At 35.5% G+C, this 19237-nt stretch carries 17 protein-coding genes; 12 read left to right on the top strand and 5 right to left on the bottom strand.

All coding sequences use genetic code 11. From position 1 onward, the window contains the following. Positions 1-41: 41 nt before the first annotated feature. A complete protein-coding gene (locus tag LV89_RS14610; protein WP_109743653.1) occupies positions 42-263 on the bottom strand; it encodes a PspC domain-containing protein in 222 nt (73 codons plus the stop codon). A 446-nt stretch (positions 264-709) separates the two neighbouring features. On the opposite strand from LV89_RS14610, the gene LV89_RS14605 reads away from it, so the two are divergent. Together LV89_RS14605 and LV89_RS14600 are read left to right on the top strand one after the other, a co-directional pair. Beyond that, on the top strand, positions 710-904 hold the full coding sequence (locus LV89_RS14605; RefSeq protein ID WP_109743652.1) for a cold-shock protein: 195 nt from the start codon (positions 710-712) through the stop codon (positions 902-904). A gap of 179 nt (positions 905-1083) precedes the next feature. Then, on the top strand, positions 1084-1278 hold the full coding sequence (locus LV89_RS14600; RefSeq protein ID WP_109743651.1) for a cold-shock protein: 195 nt from the start codon (positions 1084-1086) through the stop codon (positions 1276-1278). A 131-nt stretch (positions 1279-1409) separates the two neighbouring features. Here LV89_RS14600 and lysS read toward each other — a convergent pair whose 3' ends face one another. Then, positions 1410-3128 (bottom strand): lysine--tRNA ligase, encoded by a 1719-nt coding sequence (gene lysS / locus LV89_RS14595; RefSeq protein ID WP_109743650.1) that lies wholly within the window; start codon positions 3126-3128, stop codon positions 1410-1412. Positions 3129-3385: 257 nt separating this feature from the next. On the opposite strand from lysS, the gene LV89_RS14590 reads away from it, so the two are divergent. From LV89_RS14590 to LV89_RS14545, 10 genes are all read left to right on the top strand, one after another. Further along, the gene (locus tag LV89_RS14590; RefSeq protein ID WP_109743649.1) at positions 3386-3946 is read left to right on the top strand and encodes a hypothetical protein; all 561 of its coding nucleotides are present in this window, start codon (positions 3386-3388) and stop codon (positions 3944-3946) included. A 206-nt stretch (positions 3947-4152) separates the two neighbouring features. Further along, positions 4153-4542 (top strand): LytR/AlgR family response regulator transcription factor, encoded by a 390-nt coding sequence (locus LV89_RS14585; RefSeq protein ID WP_158279590.1) that lies wholly within the window; start codon positions 4153-4155, stop codon positions 4540-4542. 371 nt (positions 4543-4913) lie between these two features. Then, positions 4914-7520, top strand: coding sequence for an ATP-dependent chaperone ClpB (gene clpB, locus LV89_RS14580; RefSeq protein WP_109743647.1), 2607 nt, complete (start codon positions 4914-4916; stop codon positions 7518-7520). Positions 7521-7784: 264 nt separating this feature from the next. Further along, a complete protein-coding gene (locus LV89_RS14575; protein WP_146199166.1) occupies positions 7785-8060 on the top strand; it encodes a hypothetical protein in 276 nt (91 codons plus the stop codon). 370 nt (positions 8061-8430) lie between these two features. Then, positions 8431-9564, top strand: coding sequence for an efflux RND transporter periplasmic adaptor subunit (locus LV89_RS14570; protein ID WP_109743645.1), 1134 nt, complete (start codon positions 8431-8433; stop codon positions 9562-9564). Positions 9565-9575: 11 nt separating this feature from the next. Further along, positions 9576-12728, top strand: a complete 3153-nt coding sequence (locus tag LV89_RS14565) for an efflux RND transporter permease subunit (RefSeq protein WP_109743644.1) — start codon at positions 9576-9578, stop codon at positions 12726-12728. Beyond that, complete coding sequence (locus tag LV89_RS14560) at positions 12721-14163, top strand: TolC family protein (protein WP_158279589.1); 1443 nt, start codon at positions 12721-12723, stop codon at positions 14161-14163. Before LV89_RS14565 ends, LV89_RS14560 begins: the two co-directional genes overlap by 8 nt. A gap of 141 nt (positions 14164-14304) precedes the next feature. After that, the gene (locus LV89_RS14555) at positions 14305-14664 is read left to right on the top strand and encodes a hypothetical protein (RefSeq protein ID WP_109743642.1); all 360 of its coding nucleotides are present in this window, start codon (positions 14305-14307) and stop codon (positions 14662-14664) included. A 6-nt stretch (positions 14665-14670) separates the two neighbouring features. Then, on the top strand, positions 14671-15846 hold the full coding sequence (locus tag LV89_RS14550) for a hypothetical protein (protein WP_109743641.1): 1176 nt from the start codon (positions 14671-14673) through the stop codon (positions 15844-15846). Positions 15847-15871: 25 nt separating this feature from the next. Next, positions 15872-16777 (top strand): YEATS-associated helix-containing protein, encoded by a 906-nt coding sequence (locus LV89_RS14545; RefSeq protein ID WP_109743640.1) that lies wholly within the window; start codon positions 15872-15874, stop codon positions 16775-16777. Positions 16778-16854: 77 nt separating this feature from the next. Here LV89_RS14545 and LV89_RS14540 read toward each other — a convergent pair whose 3' ends face one another. From LV89_RS14540 to LV89_RS14530, 3 genes are all read right to left on the bottom strand, one after another. Continuing rightward, the gene (locus tag LV89_RS14540; RefSeq protein WP_109743639.1) at positions 16855-17547 is read right to left on the bottom strand and encodes a zinc metallopeptidase; all 693 of its coding nucleotides are present in this window, start codon (positions 17545-17547) and stop codon (positions 16855-16857) included. A gap of 4 nt (positions 17548-17551) precedes the next feature. Further along, positions 17552-18028: a D-glycero-beta-D-manno-heptose 1-phosphate adenylyltransferase gene (gene rfaE2, locus LV89_RS14535; protein WP_109743638.1), complete on the bottom strand. Its 477-nt coding sequence runs from the start codon at positions 18026-18028 to the stop codon at positions 17552-17554. 110 nt (positions 18029-18138) lie between these two features. Beyond that, complete coding sequence (locus LV89_RS14530; RefSeq protein ID WP_109743637.1) at positions 18139-19128, bottom strand: lysylphosphatidylglycerol synthase transmembrane domain-containing protein; 990 nt, start codon at positions 19126-19128, stop codon at positions 18139-18141. Between the last annotated feature and the right edge of the window lie 109 nt (positions 19129-19237).

Genomic DNA, 19237 nt, shown 5'->3' with positions numbered 1-19237 from the left:
TCTTAACTCTTAACTCTTAACTCTTAACTCTTAACTCTTAACTAAATCTCCCAAACAGTTGGATTATTTTGCTGGCGAAGGTAACGACGAATGTTCATCCAAAAAGCGAGGATTAAATAAAGAATGATTGGCGAACCAATAGTTATAAAGGATAGATAAACAAAATATAGGCGAATACTGGCAGTAGAAATGCCAAATTTTTCACCCAATCGAGTGCAAACTCCAAAGACGTGTTGTTCAACGAAGTATTTAATTTTTAGCATGATATTTTACTTGATTAGCAACTTGTTGATTTTAAATAGATTCTAATTTTAACACAAGTTACAAAAATGTGTTACTTTTTCAAAGAATATAGCAGGTTTTTCAAATTTACTTACGACCTTAATAATCGATATTTTACAGTAGAAATATTCAAAAAACACAAAAAAATACTAAGTAAATACCACTAATTTCAGAAAAAACTGTAAAAATATTAGCCTTAAAGTAGGAATGTACAAAATTATGACTACATTTGATGGTTAATAGTTTAAAAGTAAATTTTTAGTACAAGTTTAATTATTCAAGAGTTCGTCAGTCCCCTCAGATTCACTTCCTCATTGATTATCAAACATTCAATGTATCACATCATTTCTCTTTTCGGCTATTGACTCATACAGAACACAATTCTTTGTTTTCTTATGATTTTATCAATTGTTAATTTTTAGTAATCATGCAAACAGGCACAGTAAAATTTTTTAATGAAAGTAAAGGTTTCGGATTTATTGTAGATGATGAATCTGGACAAGAGATTTTTGTTCATGTAACAGCTTTGGGGGGAACACACATTCGTCAAGATGATAAAGTTTCATTTGACATTGTTGATGGAAAGAGAGGCTTGAACGCAGCTAATGTAAAGAAACAATAGTTTCTTATTTTGTTTGACAAAAGATTGTTTGTTTATATACTGGATGTAAAATCCGAAAGATTACCTTATTTATTTCGTCCTATGTCGAAAAAAGCCTAATAGCTGTGTCTGTTCATCAATATTAATTGTTAATTTATTATTTTTAGAATTTTTATTTTTTAATTTTTTTTATATTTTTTATGCAAACTGGTAAAGTTAAATTTTTCAACGAATCAAAAGGTTTTGGATTTATCGTTGATGACAATTCTGGCGAAGAAATCTTCGTTCACGTTACAGGATTATCTGGAATCACTATTCGTGAAAATGACTCTGTTTCTTTCGACGTTCAAGAAGGAAAGCGTGGCTTAAACGCCGTTAATGTGAAGAAGGCTTAATATTTTTTTTCATATAGTCATTAAAAAAGCCCGACCATTCATTTGGTTGGGCTTTTTTAATGGTGAGTTGTCAGGTTTTAGAAGTTAGGTGTTAGAATCTTATGGTTTTTCTAACACCTAACACCTAATAACTATTCAAACCATTTCATTACTTCATCCTTTGTAGGAATGGTGATGTCTAATTTCAATTTCTTTCTCATTCCTCCCAAATCGTTGAATACTTTGTTTGGATTAGCTTCTTTCAAAGCTGGAATCGTCATGAAACCCATTTTCTGTAATACAGGAATCCAAGCTGTTGGTACTCCAATTGCCTCATAGTCTGCATCAGTTGCCATTTCCACTTTCTTCTCTGGACGCATTTGTGGGAAGAAAAGAACTTCTTGAATTGATGTTTGGTTGGTCATCAACATCGTCAAACGGTCAATACCTATACCAATACCTGCGGTTGGTGGCATACCATACTCTAATGAACGCAAGAAATCATCATCCATTGCCATTGCTTCGTCATCACCACGTTCAGCCAATTTTAATTGTTCCTCAAAACGCTCACGTTGGTCGATTGGGTCATTTAATTCAGAATAAGCATTGGCAATTTCTTTACCATTAACAAATAATTCGAAACGCTCTACTAAACCAGGTTTGCTACGGTGCTTTTTGGTAAGTGGCGACATTTCGACAGGATAATCAATAATAAATGTTGGCTGAATAAGGTTCGCTTCCACTTTTTCTCCGAACACTTCGTCGATAAGTTTTCCTGTTCCCATTGTTTCGTCAACTTCAATTCCCCATGTTTTACAGTGTCCACGAAGTGTTTCTTCGTCCATACCTTCCACATTAACCCCTGTATATTTTTCAATAGCACCCGTGATAGTCAAACGTGTAAATGGCCCTGCAAATTCGATTTCGTTCTCGCCAACTTTTACGTTACTTTGCCCATTGGTTGCAAGAGCTACTTTTTCAAAAATTTGTTCGGTAATATCCATCATCCAGTTGTAATCTTTGTAAGCTACATAAAACTCCAAAGAGGTAAATTCTGGGTTGTGGGTTCTGTCCATACCTTCGTTACGGAACATTTTACCAAATTCATAAACTCCGTCAAATCCACCAACAATTAATCTTTTCAGATATAATTCGTTTGCAATACGCATATACAATGGCATATCAAGCGTATTATGATGTGTTTTAAATGGACGAGCAGAAGCACCACCATGAATTGACTGTAAAATTGGCGTTTCAACTTCTAACCAACCTTTCGAGTCGAACATAGAACGCATCGTAGTAACTATACGAGAACGTTTTAAGAAAATATCTTTAATTTCTGGATTTACAATCAAATCAACATAACGCTGACGATAACGCATTTCTGGGTCAGTAAAACCATCGTGAATATTACCTTCTTCATCTCTTTTTACAACAGGAAGCGGTTTTAAAGATTTATTTAAAATCTTGAATTCAGTAACGTGGATAGAGATTTCGCCTACTTGCGTAGTGAAAACATAACCTTTGATACCAATAATATCACCAATATCTAAAAGTTTTTTGAAAACGGTATTGTAAAGCGTTTTGTCTTCGTCAGGGCATAAATCATCACGACGGAAATACACTTGGATACGTCCAGTAGAGTCTTGTAACTCAGCGAAAGAAGCACTTCCCATGATACGGAAAGACATCAAACGTCCTGCAATAGAGATATTCTTATAATCTATCTTATTATTTTCGTAGTTCTTCAGAATGTCAGCAGCCGTAACGTTTACGTCAAACATTTCAGCAGGATATGGGTCGATGCCCAATTTCATCAAATCTTCACGCTTTTGTCGGCGAAGTAATTCTTGTTCAGATAATTGTATCATGGTTGTGATTTTAAACAATTAGCATTTAGGGATAAGTTTTGTTGTTTTAAGAACGATTCAATTTTTAGTTTGAAACAACTTATACTAAAAGGCTAAATAATATCTGCAAAATTATGAATAAATCATGTAATGTTCTTGTGAAACTTCAAAAACCTTGTACTTTTCTGGGTTTTTATACTCAAGAAATAGGATAACTTCTCTTATAATGATGTCATATTTAATGATTTATAAATTTGATAAACTAAAATATTAAGGCAATGACAACTTTACATCAAGCTTTAGAAGGATTCTACGAAAAACACGGTTATGGTGAACAAGGTGGAATTAATAATGATTGGATTTGGCTAAAATTCAAATATTTTTCATTGCCAATTCCCAATGTGAAAGGTCGTCGAGAAAATGTTTGGCGACATGATATGCTACATATTCTCTTAGATTATGACACCGATTGGCAAGATGAAGCAAAAGTAGCGGCTTGGGTAATTGGCTCAGGAGGCTGGGGACGCTTTTATATTGCTTGGATATTTTGCTTGTCTGCTTTTAGTGTGGGCGTAATTTTTTTCCCAAAATCTACTTATCAAGCCTTCGTGAGAGGTCGAAATACTCGAAGTCCTTACTTATTAGGTCTAAGCCAAGAATATTTATTTGAAACTGATATAGAAATTTTGAAAAAAGAATTTGGCTTTGATAAATGTATTTTTCCAGAGAATCGTGTTGAGAAATACCAGTTTTATGTATGGGCTGTCATTGGCGTAGTTTGGTTTATAGTGCCTTTTTTAGCATTAATTGTTATATTTTCTCTTTTACGTAATTTGTAGATTTAAGATTTAATTTTTGTTATTCTTAAATTCTATTTTACGACTAAGTGTTTGTGGACTTAGCAAATGCTAAAAAGTCACACCGTAAATCTACGCATTTTTGAAAATAGCGTAATTCTACGCTAAAAAAAGAAAATTCGGCTTTGTTACTTTGTATCGTTCAAATGAACAAAATAAATAAACAACCCGTCTTATCTCTTAACAACATGAACATTTCAGTACAGAGTTATGCTTATCCAACCGCCAATTTTAAATCAAATTTTTATCCAGCAATTTATACGGATAGAAAGAAAACCCAAATCATTATTCAAGATATAATGATGTTGGAAGGTGATGGAAATTACACTTATGTACACATGATTAATGGCAAAAAAATATTAATCTCGAAAACTTTAAAAGAGTTTTGTGAGGCATTTAAAGAATATGATTTTGCCAGAATTAGAAAGTCTTACCTCATTAACCTTAATTTTTTGAAAGAAGTAAATTTGTCTATTGAACCCTATGTAACGATGCAAACAGGGCATAGAATAGAAATTTCGAGAAGACGAAAAACTGATTTTCAAAAGCAATTAAGAAGTTTTAAACAGCATAAGTAAAAAAAGCCATTGCCAAGTGATAGCCTTTTAAGGGGTTTTTAGGTTGTAATACTTTGGTTATTGGCTTTTTAAAGATAAACTATTTTAGTGGTTAGGTGAATAGCAAACAGCTTTCTGAATATTTCGGGGAGCTGTTTTTTTATGCTATTTTTTAAATGTATTATTCTCCTGAAACTGTCAAAAATGTACGTTTACAGCCAATTTGACGTATTTTGTAGAAATAAATTCTCAATTCTACGCCATAATTTCCGAAATATTAGCTTGGCTCAGAAATTGAAGGATAGAGAGAGAAAGTGAGACGGGTAGAATGGAGAAATTGGTTAATCTTCGATTTCTACATTCTTCTAATCCTCCCTTTCTCCTACGAAGACATGAAATACACAACTAAAACACAAGAGGTAATCCAGCAAGCTGCTTCGATTGCCACCGCCAATGGACAACAAGCCATTGAAACTGGACACTTACTGAAAGCAATTATTGAGGAAGAACCCAATACTACACAGTTTTTAATGAAGAAATTGGGGGCAAATCAAGCTATTTTATTACCCAAATTAAATGATTTAGTGAATGCTTATCCCAAAGTTTCGGGAGGAGGACAACCTTATTTTGCCAATGAAGCCCATGCTGCTATGACCAAAGCAGATGGCTTGATGAAAGAGTTTGCTGATGAATATATTTCGATTGAACTTTTATTGTTAGCCTTAACTTTGGGTAAAGATGCGGTGGCTAATTTGTTGAAAGACAACGGATTTAAAGAGAAATCATTAAAAGAAGCTATTAAAGAATTAAGAGGAAATACTAACGTGAAAGACCAAAACGCAGAAGCAACATATCGTTCGTTGGAACGCTACGCCAGAAACTTAAATGAACTTGCCAAATCAGGGAAAATTGACCCTGTGATTGGGCGTGATGAAGAAATTCGGAGGGTGTTACAAATCCTTTCGAGACGTACAAAAAATAACCCAATGTTGGTGGGTGAACCTGGCGTGGGTAAAACCGCCATCGTTGAAGGATTGGCTCAGAGAATTGTGTTGGGAGACGTGCCAGAAAATCTAAAATCAAAAATAATTTATACCCTTGATATGGGACTTTTGATTGCAGGAGCAAAATATAAAGGTGAATTTGAAGAACGTTTAAAGGCTGTAATTAAGGAAGTTACAGATTCGGAAGGAGATATTGTTTTGTTTATTGATGAAATTCATACCCTGATTGGTGCAGGCGGAGGTGAGTCGGCAATGGATGCGGCAAACTTATTGAAACCAGCTTTGGCTCGTGGAGAATTGCACGCAATTGGAGCAACTACGCTGAAGGAATATCAAAAGTATATTGAGAAAGATAAGGCTCTTGAAAGACGTTTTCAAACGGTTATTGTTGATGAACCTACTACCACAGATGCTATTTCAATTTTGAGAGGAATTAAGGAAAAATATGAAATTCATCATGGAGTTCGTATTCAAGATGATGCCGTAATTGCTGCCGTTGAATTGTCAAGTCGCTATATTTCAGACCGTTATTTGCCAGATAAAGCCATTGACTTAATGGACGAAGCCGCTGCCAAGATGCGTATGGAAATAGACTCTGTGCCAGAAGAAATTGACGATTTACAACGTAAAATTATGCAGTTAGAGATTGAACGTGAGGCAATTAGAAGAGAAAATAACATTGAACGTGAAAAAATAATTAGCCATGATTTAGCAGAATTGACCGACAAGAAAACGGATTTAATGGCTAAATGGCAAGGCGAAAAAGATATTCTCAATAATGTTCGTAAAGAAAAAGAGAATATTGATAAATTGAAATTAGAAGCCGAACAAGCAGAACGTGCGGGAGATTACGGTAAAGTTGCGGAAATTCGTTACGGAAAATTAGTAGAAGCAGAAGCTCGTTTAGCTCAGTCTCAAATATCAACGGCTGAAAATCAGGCTTCTACGATGTTACAAGAAGAAGTTGCCCCTGAAAATATTGCGGAGGTTGTGGCAAAATGGACAGGTGTACCAGTATCGAAAATGATGCGAGCTGAGCAAGAAAAACTACTCCACATGGAAGCAGAATTAGGCATGAGAGTAGCTGGACAAACGGAAGCTATCGAGGCGATTTCTGATGCGGTTCGTCGTTCAAGAGCAGGAATGCAAGACCCCAAACGCCCGATTGGCTCGTTTATTTTCTTGGGAACAACGGGTGTTGGTAAAACAGAATTAGCAAAAGCATTGGCGGATTATTTGTTCAATGATGAAAACGCTATGGTGAGAATTGATATGTCGGAATATCAAGAACGTCATGCCGTTAGCCGTATGATTGGTCCACCTCCGGGATATGTAGGTTATGACGAAGGCGGACAATTGACAGAGGCAGTTCGTAGAAAACCGTATTCTGTAATTCTTTTAGATGAAATTGAAAAAGCTCATCCAGACGTTTGGAACATACTTTTACAGGTTTTAGACGATGGTCGTTTGACTGATAATAAAGGTAGAATTGCCAATTTCAAGAACACCATTATTATTATGACTTCAAATATTGGAAGCCATATTATTCAAGAAAAAATGGGTGAAATGGAAGGTTGGAATAATCATATCGTGATGGAGAAAGCTAAGGAAGAAGTGATGGGATTGTTGAAACAAGTAGTTCGTCCAGAGTTCTTGAACCGTGTAGATGAAATTGTCATGTTTGAGCCTTTGTCGAAAGAGAATTTAGCACAAATTGTGAGAATTCAATTCCGTCAAATTCAAGAACGTTTGAAAGAACAAGGTATCGTTTTAGAAGCTACCGATGCAGCTTTATTGAAACTTGCCGATGAAGGTTATGACCCAACAATGGGAGCAAGACCTTTGAAACGAGTAATGCAAAAACGTATCTTAAACGAATTGTCGAAGAGTATTTTAGGAAATTATATTACCAAAGATTCGGTAGTGATGATGGAAGTGGGAGAGGATGATACCTTGAAATTTGTGAATATAAAAACGGAAGATGCTTTGAATTAAAAAAGGATTTTTCCGTGAAAAACAAAAAGTCAGTCTGTTGTCAGATTGGCTTTTTTTGTGACTAAAACCTTGTGTATTTATACTTAAAAGGCATTTTTGAATAGTGCCTTTGTCGTCAGAATTTACTGTTTGGTATCATTTTAAGGGAATTCTAAGGCGAAAAACGCTTTTTAAAAAAAGTGCTAAACTATATTTGTTTTCAAATCATCAAACTAAACTATGTTTAAATTGTTGAAACAAGAAATTGTTCAAAAGATATATTTTTTGCTGATACTAATTGTACCAATCTTGTGCGGAGGAATTATTCTTTATAATTCTGTCGGTAAAGATATTGTGGTTGCCGTAGATGGTGAACTTGAAAATTCGGGCGAGGATTCTTCTTTTGATTCCGATTTGATTGATATTGAAGAAATAGACAATATTCCACATTTAGATTATTGTTTTTTAGACCTTGATTTACCGCCTGCGAATATTCAAACAGGTTATTTTCTTTTAAATGCTTATAATATTTGCTTAGAGCAAAAAACGCCTCCTCCTTGATTCGTTATAAACTCTTTTCTTCTCCATCTGCATTATAAGGTGGTATTTTCTTCTTTTAGATAAGCATCAATCATATCTTTTTCATACGCTAATAAATGGAATGATTGATGAAAGATTATTGAATTAGAAATTAAGACTATTCTTAGTTTCTGAAAGTTGCTGTGTATTTATACTAATTTAAAAAAGGTATTGTGTATCTGAGTCTCAACGGAAGTCGTCGTTTTGAAGGAAGACTTTCGTTAAGTACGCATCAAATCTTGAAAATGGGTATTGTAAAACAAAAAACAATCTGTGATACGTTAAAAAGTTCCCTTGAAGAGAATCACAATGGATTGTAAATCAGAATAATCATCTATCCCAAAAATAAAAAATGAAACATTTGCTATCAAGTATTTTGGTCGTCTCGTTGTTATTGTCGTGTAAGGATAAAGACAAACAAGAGAAACAAATTGCAGAGAGTTTTCCAGTAACCTCTCCCATAAAAATTGATACCACATTACATACCGACTATGTGGCAGAAATTAATGCCGTTCAGAATGTGGAAATCCGTGCCAGAGTGAAAGGCTATCTCGATAAAGTTTATATCGACGAAGGAAAATATGTAAAACAAGGACAAGTTTTATTTAGCATCAATAATCCAGAGTTGAAAGAACAAGCTATCAAAGCAGGAGCAATATTAAGAAGTACCGTTACGGAACAAAAAGCTGCTGAAATAGAATTGAACAATATCAAGCGATTGGTGGAAAAAAATGTCGTTTCCAATACTGAATTGGAAGCTGCCAAAAACAAGGTTGATATGATGAAAGCGAAAGTAGAAGAGGCTCAATCGAATGAATCTTTTGCTAAAATTCAATTGACTTACACACAAATCAAAGCTCCTTTCAATGGTATTGTGAATCGAATTCCCAACAAAATTGGAAGCTTAATTGAAGAAGGAACGCTTTTGACGAATATTTCAAACAACGGAGAAGTATTCGCCTATTTTGATGTTTCGGAAAAAGAATACCTTAATTATAGTTCTAATTTTAAAGATAAAACCCAACAATCCAACAATGTAACCCTTATTTTGGCAAATGGTGAAGAACATCCGTTTAAAGGAAAAGTTGAAACTACCGAAGGTGAAATTGACCCCAATACAGGAAATATTGCTTTCAGAGCAAGATTTAATAATCCCGAAAAAATCTTGAAACATGGTGCAAGTGGTAAGGTTCGTTTACTCAAAAAATACAAAAATGCTTTGATTATTCCCCAAAAAGCAACTTTTGAAGTTCAAGACAGAATGTACGTTTATGTGATTGACAATAGTAATCGGGTGAAAACCAAAGCCATTACTTCAAATCATAGAATGCAACATTTTTACATTGTTGATACAGGTTTGGACGAAGACGATAAAATCATTTATGAGGGCATTCAGAATGTCAAAGATGGAATGGTTGTGAAGCCACTTTTCATGGAAATGAACAGTATTTCAAAAGATTTAACTTACGAAAACACACCTGAATAACCCACTAAAATATGTTTACAAATTTCATTAATAGACCCGTTTTATCACTGGTCATATCCATTTTTATTGTGCTTTTGGGCGTGTTAGCGATGGTTGGGCTACCCATTACCCAATATCCAGATATTGCTCCGCCTGCCGTTTCAGTTACCACAAAATATACAGGTGCCAATGCCGAAGTTTGTGCCAAAGCCGTAGTGACACCGCTTGAAAGAGCCATTAATGGTGTGCCGGGAATGTCGTATATGACTTCTGTTTCTGGAAATGACGGGACATCAATTATTCAAGTATATTTTGAAGTTGGAACAGACCCCGACGTAGCAGCGGTAAACGTACAAAACCGTGTAACGACGGTTTTAGATGAATTGCCCGAAGAAGTAATCAAAGCGGGAGTTTCTACCGAAAAAGAAGTGAACTCCATGTTGATGTACATCAACTTGATTAGTGAAGACCCGACAGTTGACGAAAAATTTATCTACAACTTCGCTGATATTAACGTGTTAGCCGAATTAAAAAGGATTGATGGCGTTGGTTTTGTGGATATTATGGGTTCACGAGAATACGCTATGCGTGTATGGTTGAAACCCGCACGAATGGACGCTTACGAGATTTCAGCAGAAGATATTATCAAAGCTTTGAAGGAGCAAAATGTAGAAGCCGCTCCGGGGAAAGTAGGAGAAAGTTCGGGTCGTCAGGCTCAATCTTTACAATATGTTTTGCGGTATACGGGTAAAATGACTCGTAAAGACCAATACGAAAATGTGGTAATCAAGACGACAGAAAGTGGCGAAATGTTACGATTGAAAGACGTAGCCGATTTAGAATTTGGCTCGTTAGATTATGACGTACTTTCAAAAGAAAACGGAAAACCATCTGCCGCTATTGTATTGAAACAACGCCCAGGCTCAAACGCCAGTGAAGTAATCGCCAATATCAAATCACGTTTAGAATTCTTGAAATCGACCACTTTTCCACCGGGAATGACTTACACAGTGAGTTATGACGTATCGAGATTTTTAGATGCCTCTATTCACGAAGTGATAAAAACCCTCATCGAAGCCTTTATTTTGGTGGCTTTGGTGGTATTCTTATTTCTGCAAGATTTTCGTTCAACGCTTATTCCTGTATTGGCAGTTCCTGTGGCTTTGGTGGGTACGTTTGCTTTCATGCAATTATTTGGTTTCTCCATCAATTTATTGACACTTTTCGCTTTGGTTTTGGCAATCGGTATTGTGGTTGATAACGCCATTGTCGTCGTAGAGGCGGTTCATGCCAAAATGGAGGAAAAACATCTTAATGCACGGGAAGCGACGATTGAATCAATGGAAGAAATCAGCGGGGCAATCGTAGCCATTACCCTTGTAATGTCGGCAGTTTTTATTCCTGTGGCATTTTTATCAGGTCCAGTTGGGGTTTTCTACCGACAATTCTCCGTGACGATGGCAATTTCGATTGTGATTTCGGGCGTAAATGCCTTAACATTAACGCCCGCATTATGTGCGATAATGTTGAAAAATCCACATTTGGAAGGGAAAAAAGAAAATTTCCTAACTCGATTTTTCAATAAATTTAACCGTGCTTACGACCGACTTTCAGACCGTTATGGCAGTTTATTAAGAATTATTGCCAATCGTAGATTAATCACCTTCGGAATTTTAGTGGCGTTTTGTGTGGCAACTTGGGGTGTTGGAAGTGTTTTGCCAACCAGTTTTATCCCAACGGAAGACCAAGGGACGGTTTATGCAAACGTAACTACGCCCGTAGGAGCAACGCTTGAACGTACCGAAGAAGTGATGAACGAGATTGATAAAATTGCGAAGAAAATTACGGAAGTTGAATCCATTTCGAGTTTGTCGGGTTTTAGTATGATGACTGACGGTGTGGGTGCATCATTCGGAATGAGTACAATTAACCTAAAATCTTGGGATGAACGCAAAGCAACTGCCAATGATATTATCAATCAGTTAACCGAAAAAACAAAGCACATCAAAGGGGCAGAAATTCAGTTTTTTCCACCGCCAGCCGTTCCGGGTTTTGGAAATGCGAGTGGTTTTGAGGTGCGTTTGTTAGATAAAACAGGTTCTGGAAATTTGCAAAGAACCGCCGAAGTGGCTAATAAATTTATTGCAGCCCTCAAAAAACGTCCCGAAATCAAAGAAGCATTTTCAAGTTTCAATCCAAACTTCCCGCAATACATGATTCATGTTGACCAAGACATGGCAGCGAAAAAGGGAATTTCGGTAGATGCTGCGATGAGTAATTTACAGTCATTAATTGGTAGTTTTTATGCGACAAACTTCATTTTATACGGTCAAATGTACAAAGTAATGATTCAGGCAGACCCAAAATATCGTGCATTGCCTGAGGATATTATGAAGTTGCGTATCAAAAATAAATACGGAGAAATGGTACCTTATGCCATTTTTAGTAGAATTGAGCGTGTTTATGGCCCTGAGCAATTGACTCGCTATAATATGTACGTTTCGGCAATGCTCAACGGAGAAGCCGCCAAAGGATACAGTTCTGGTGATGCCATCCGAGCCATTGAAGAAGTAGCAAAAACAGAATTACCACGTGGATACGCCTACGAATGGTCGGGCATGACCCGTGAAGAGGTATTGTCAGGTAATCAGGTAATTGGTGTTTTTATCATCTGTTTACTTTTCGTTTACTTGTTACTTTCAGCCCAATACGAAAGTTTTTTACTACCACTTCCCGTTATTTTATCCTTACCCGTTGGGATTTTTGGCTCGCTGTTTTTCTTGTATTTATTCGGATTAGAAAACAATATTTACGCCCAAGTAGCCATGGTTATGTTGATTGGATTATTGGGTAAAAATGCCATTCTGATAGTTGAATTTGCCGTTTTACAACAAAAACAAGGCAAAACATTGCTCAAAGCCGCCGTAGGTGGAGCAGTAGCCCGTTTCAGACCAATCTTAATGACCTCCTTTGCTTTCATTGCAGGTTTAGTTCCGTTGATGTTTGCTTCGGGAGCTGGAGCGATTGGTAACAAAACCATTGGTACGGCAGCCGCAGGAGGAATGTTATTTGGGACAATTTTTGGCGTAATCGTTATCCCTGGTTTATATGTCATTTTTGCAGGAATGGGGAAAGGGAAAAGCAAAGAAGAAACTATTAAAATTACAGAAGAAGCTCATGTTTAGATATAAAATACTTTTTTTTATAGCGATAATGGCACTGATGGGAGCTTGTAAAATCAAGCAAGAAATCCCTCAAAATCGTCCATTATTGGCTATGCCTCAGAAGTTTACAACAAAATCAGATTCGTCAGCCATTAATTTGCCAACATTAAAGGCGTTCTTTTCAGATTCAACTTTAATGGCTTTGATTGACACGGCTTTTGTTAACAACTTTGACCTTCAAATGACCTTGCAGAAAATTGAAATTGCTCGGGCAGGTGTTCGTTTTACGAAAGGATTAGGCAAACCAGATTTAGCTGCCAATGTTACGGTTGGACAACGAAAATTTGGAAATTATACCGTTGATGGCGTTGGAAATTATGATACTCAATTTTCAACCAATATTAACGAAAAGCAACAGATTCCAGACCCAATTATCCCCGATTACTACTTGGGTGTACAATCATCTTGGGAAATAGATTTGTGGGGAAAACTTAAAAGTCAAAAAACCTCTGCCGCCGCAAAATTATTAGCAAGTAAGGCTGGTAAAAATTTGGTTGTTAGTGAATTAGTAGCTCAAATAGCATCTTCATATTACGAATTATTGATTTTAGATAATGAGTTAGATTTCCTTGAAGAAAACATCATTTTACAAGAAAGAGCCGTAGAAATTACTCGTGTATTAAAACAAGCAGGGCAAGCCAATCAATTAGGAGTTGACTTATTAAACGCCCAATTATTGAGTTCAAAAGCCCTAAAAATTGAGGTAAAGCAAGAAATAATAGAAGCAGAAAGCAAGATTAATTTTTTGGTTGGACGTTACCCACAAATCATAGAACGAAAAAAGGTAGCTTGGGCAAAAGTTATTCCCCCAAAATTAACATCAGGCATTCCATCCCGATTACTCGAAAATCGCCCTGATATTAAGCAAGCAGAATATGAGCTTTTGGCTACCAACGCCAATTTATTTACGGCGAAAGCAGCGTTTTATCCGTCCCTAAACCTTACGGGCGGACTTGGTTTACAGTCGTTTAAAGCACTTTTATGGCTAAACCCTGCTTCATTAGCCATGAATACTTTTGGTGGATTAACGGCACCATTAGCCAACAGACGACAAATAATTGCGGATTTGATGGCATCAAAAGCCGACCAAAAAATGGCTTACATCAACTATCAAAAAACGATAGTGAATAGTTTTACAGAAGTTTACAATCAATTGAACGTGATTCAAAACACCAATGAAATGTACGATTTAAAAGTACAAGAAGTTGGCGTTTTACGACTATCCATTAACAACTCCGCAGAACTATTTAGGTCGGGCAGAGCAACGTATTTAGAAGTCATCACAGCACAAAAAAATGCCTTACAATCACAGATAGAATTAATAAATCTCAAGAAACGCCAATACAATGCCGTCATTGGACTTTATAAATCATTGGGAGGAGGTTGGCGAAATTAATTTCTTAAAAGAAGAATAAACCAAATGACCGTATAATAAGATTTTTGTTAAGTAATTGAAGCCAAGCCGTTTAGGTTTGGCTTTTTTTGTTAGGTTTGGAAGGAAAATATCTGATTATTTAACAATTTAAAAAATAATAACATGGCAAGTACAAGACAATATTTTTACAATGTAGATGACAGCAACAGTCCAGTGACTGTTGAAGTAAGTATTTTTGGACAACCAGGTGTTATAAGTGTTCATCTTGAACAAACTAAAATTGGGAATACCGAAACTAATCATTTCCCCAAAACTCATATAGGCGAAAATAATAGTTTAAAATCAAAAACATTAATGATAGTGACAGAAATTTTTGACATTGACCCTGAAGGTGATGACGCAAAAGTAGATGTAAAACTCACAGGAGGAGTCATAGACAGGATAATTAATGAACCTGTTATAATTCCAACTGACAAATCAATATTACTTGTTTTCTTTATCACTTTTAGAAAAATAAATTAAGAAATCATGAAAATAGTATTTACAATAACGGTATTTTTATTAATAATACAAAATGCCTTCGCCCAAGATGCTGATAAGAAAAGTGCTGATAGTTTAACAATAAATATGTTAAAAGCTCCATCGACTCCTGTACTACTTCTAATGGGGTTAGAAAGTTCAAATATCGAGAAACCCACTGATGTTACGGACTTTGCAGTTATCCTTAATAATGCTACCAATGGATTTAGTGCAATACCCAAAACTTTTGCTATGCAATTTGCACCCATCTCAATTTTAAAGAAGAACAAGTTTCGATTTGACCAAACCATTAGTAATAACCCAATTGAAAATTTTAATCAAAGCTTTTTAGTTTCAGTTGGGTTTTCGAAAAGTGATAGTGCAAAAAAGAAAAACGATCAGTTAGGTTTAGGAGTTAAGTTTTCACTTTTTAGAGGTCAGCTAAGTAAGGCAACAGAAAAAGAATTAAATAATAGATATGTGTTGTCTAAATTTAAAGTTGAAGAAATTGGCACTCTTATATTAAACGATTCAATTTGTAAAAGAATAACAAGTCAAATTAATCAGTTAGATGAGATTAAAGACTCTGTGAAAATTAAAAAACTAAGTAAAATTCGTGATAAAAGAGTTACCGAATTAGATAGTCTTTTATCATTATCACCCGAGAAAAAAAATATCATAAAAAATACTGCTTTTAAAAAATTATCTGAATTATCCTTTAAACGTTATGGTTTTAAGACAGATATTTCTTTAGGATATGTTTATGATTTCTTTAATGAGCGTTTTGATAGTTCTAAAGTTACGAAAATTGGGGCTTGGGCAAATTTAGGCTATGAGTGGGAAAGTGATTATAGTATCTTGAGTGTTGTAAGATATTTGAATGAGTATGATTTTAAAACTACTAAAAATATTTCCAGTGTAGATTTTGGCTTTCGATTTATAAAAAGTGGACTTATAGATGATAAGCTTTCTTTATCAATAGAAAGCATTTGGAGAAATCAGACTAATGCTGAAACTGGTAAAGCGAAGCATACAAATCGCTATGTTTTTAATGCGGAGTATCAAGTTTCTGAAAACCAATTGCTTACAATTTCGTTGGGAAAAAACTTTGATGGAACTAATATTAAAGATGGAAATTTAATAGCAGCATTAAATTTTATTGCAGGTTTTGGAGCTAAAAGATAGTCATTTCATAAACTCTTTATATTTCATGAAAACAGACACAATTCCTATTACAAAAGATTCTTTGAAAGCACTATTAGAAATTTCAAAGAAATACACAGCTCAAAATCAAAGTTTTGATTGGGTAAGCTTTTGGGCAATTATTGCTTTTATTATTGTTTCAGGGGTAATAGGCGGATGCGTAAACTACTACTATAATTTAAAGAAAGACTCAGAAAGTGATGATGGGAATACTTTATTTCGTTCAGTTATTGTAGGGATAGGAGCTTCTATAATTGTACCTATTTTCTTAGAAATAACCCAAAGTCGTATTTTGGATGGTTTACAAAATCATAAATTGAATGACTGTATTCTTTTTATCAGTTTTTGTGTTTTAGCAGCAATTACTTCCACTCGCTTTATTTCGTCAGTTTCTGATTCCGTTCTGAATAGGATAAGTAAAGCAGAAGATACTGCAAAGGAGGCTAAACAAAAAGCAGATACATTAGTAAAAGCGACTGAACAAAGAGGAGGTACACAAAAAATTACTGAAACAACAAAACAAATTATTGAAGCATCAAGCATTGAAAATAAACCTGACGACTTAGATGACCCATGTAAAGGGAAATTTGGAGGTAGTCGAGAAGATGAAAATTTTAAAATTTCAGTAGATAAAATTGCTGACCCCAGTATAAAAGGGTGGTATAATCTTACGTATAAAGTTTTTGCGAAAGATCCTTCTAAAGTAAAGTTAGAAGGTCAGGTAAGATTTCATCTACATCCTACCTTTAAGCCTGATGTAGAAACAGTTGATGTAGTAAATGGAGTAGCAAAATTGAAGAGGGTTGCTTGGGGAGCTTTTACGATTGGCGTAGAAATTTTAAGCACAGGTGCAAAATTAGAATTAGATTTAGGAGACGAACCTGATTTACCTGATGATTTTAAAAAACGATAATTTTACTTCCCAAAATTGATAATCTAATCCATCTCAAAAAAGCCAACCCATTACAGGTTGGCTTTTTGCTGAAAAATCTAATCATCACTACGTCTCCCAGACAGCAAACTCACATAATAAAGCAATTGAGCTAACATACCCAAAGCTGCTGCTACGTAAGTCATGGCTGCCCACCAAAGTGCGTCTTTTGCTCCGTCGTGTTCTGGTTGAGTTACCATATTTTTTGACTCCATCCATGCTAATGCTCTGCGTGATGCGTCAAACTCTACGGGTAAAGTAACAAAACTGAAAAGTGTTGCTAAGGCAAACATGGCGACCCCAATTGTCAAAACTAATTTGTTGCCTGTCGAGTATAAAATCATCATTCCGACCATCAATGCTATCGGCATGAAGTTGTTGGCAAGGTTCAAAACAGGAACCATTGAGCTACGAAATTGTAACATCGAATACGCCACTGCGTGTTGTACTGCGTGTCCGCACTCGTGAGCGGCTACGGCTGCGGCAGATACGCTTCTGCCGTGATACACGTCTGGACTAAGATTTACCGTTTTGTCGGATGGATTATAATGGTCAGTTAATTGTCCTTCTACGGATACAATCCTTACGTCAAAAATATTATTATCTCTCAACATTTTTTCGGCAATTTCTCTACCCGAAAGCCCATTTTGTAAGCCTACTTCTGAATATTGCTGAAATTTACTTTTTAAACGCCATTGCACAAACATTCCAATTCCTGCAAAGACAAACGTGATTAAATAGATTCCTATCATTTTCTTAGATTGCTTTTATTTTCTCGATTAAACTTGTGGTTGAATATCCTTTTACTAAGGGAATTGTTTTTACTTCGCCTCCTTTACCTATAACAAAATCTGCCCCTACAATAGTTTCAATGGAATAATCGTCGCCTTTTACTAAAATATCGGGCTTTACGGTTTCTATTAATTCTAATGGCGTTGGTTCGTCAAAAAGTACAACTGCATCTACAAATTCAAAGGCTGCCATCATTCGTGAGCGTGCATATTCGTTTACTACGGGACGAGTTTCTCCTTTTAATCTTCTCACGGAAGCATCGGTATTCAGTCCTAAAACTAATTTATCACCTAAGTTTCGAGCTTTTTCTAAATAGTCGATATGTCCTAAATGTACAATGTCAAAACAACCGTTTGTGAAAACAATTTTTTGTCCTTCCGCCTGCCATTTCTCCGCCTGAACGGTGGCAGATTCTCGTGTATATATTTTATTTTCTGTCATAATTATTTTAGAGATTAGATGATAGAGGTTAGAGAATAGAGATTAGATGTTAGAGGACAGATTGTAGAGAATTTTCTAACCTCTAATCTCTGACCTCTATCCTCTATTCTCTACTTACTTGTTTTTTTATTCGTAAATATCGAAATGATAAAAATTATCAAGCCAATTATTAATGTTGCTAACATTTGTGAACTCTGCACGAAGGTCGAAAGCGTTCCTGCATCGTCTTTTGATAGTCCGTACATGGTTACAAAAACGGGCGAAACAATTGCTGTAACTGTTCCTGCTCCACCTGGTGATGGCAAAATCATCGCTAATGCTCCTGAAACTAAAAAGGTTAAACCCGCAATAGGAGGTAAGTTTGAAAACTTTGGAATGGCAAAGAAAAGCACATAGCCCATCAGCCAATACATTCCCCAAATCATGACGGTATAAAACAGAAAAAGTTTCGGATTTTTTAAATATCTGATACTCAAAAGCCCGTCTAAAAGTCCTTTTAGTTTTTCAAAAATTACTTTCACGATAGAAATTTGAAGGATTTTTTTACGAAAAACAAAAAGAATCATGCCAGCAAGAGCCAACCCAATTAAAAGGAAAAATAATAGATTTGATTTGTTGCTTTGTCCTCCAGTATTTTGTGCTAATTGCTGATTGACAAATGCCCAAAGTTTATCAAAATCAATAATAAAATGGATAATTAATAAAACAAATAGTGCTACAACGTCAAAAAGGCGGTCGGTAACAACCGTTCCCAATGATTTTTCAACAGGAATATCATCACTTTTATACAACTGACTACAACGAGTCACTTCGCCCAAACGGGGAACTAAATTATTGGCAAAATAGCCCAACCAAACGGCATTATTGACATTGAAAAATGAAGGTTTATATCCTAAAGGTTCTAAAAGCATTTGCCAACGTGCCGCCCGACTTCCATGAGCTACAAAGGTTAGAAGAACCATAAGCCCCACCCACCAAAGATTGGCATGAGAAACATCTTCCCATAGTTTGGCAGGGTTGATAATACCCGTAGCAATGGAGTACCAAATTAATCCACCTCCAATTCCTAAGAAAAGAAGATACTGAAAGATTTTTTTCATACAAGAGGTTTTAGTTGTTAGTATTTAGGTTTTAGTAGTCAATTTTAGAGTAAAATATAAGAAGATTCTTAAAATACTAATGCTCAACTCCTAAATCCTAACCCCCAAA

The sequence above is a fragment of the Arcicella aurantiaca genome, assembly GCF_003148625.1.
GTDB lineage: Bacteria > Bacteroidota > Bacteroidia > Cytophagales > Spirosomataceae > Arcicella > Arcicella aurantiaca.
This window is presented reverse-complemented; position numbering and strand designations above follow the sequence as displayed.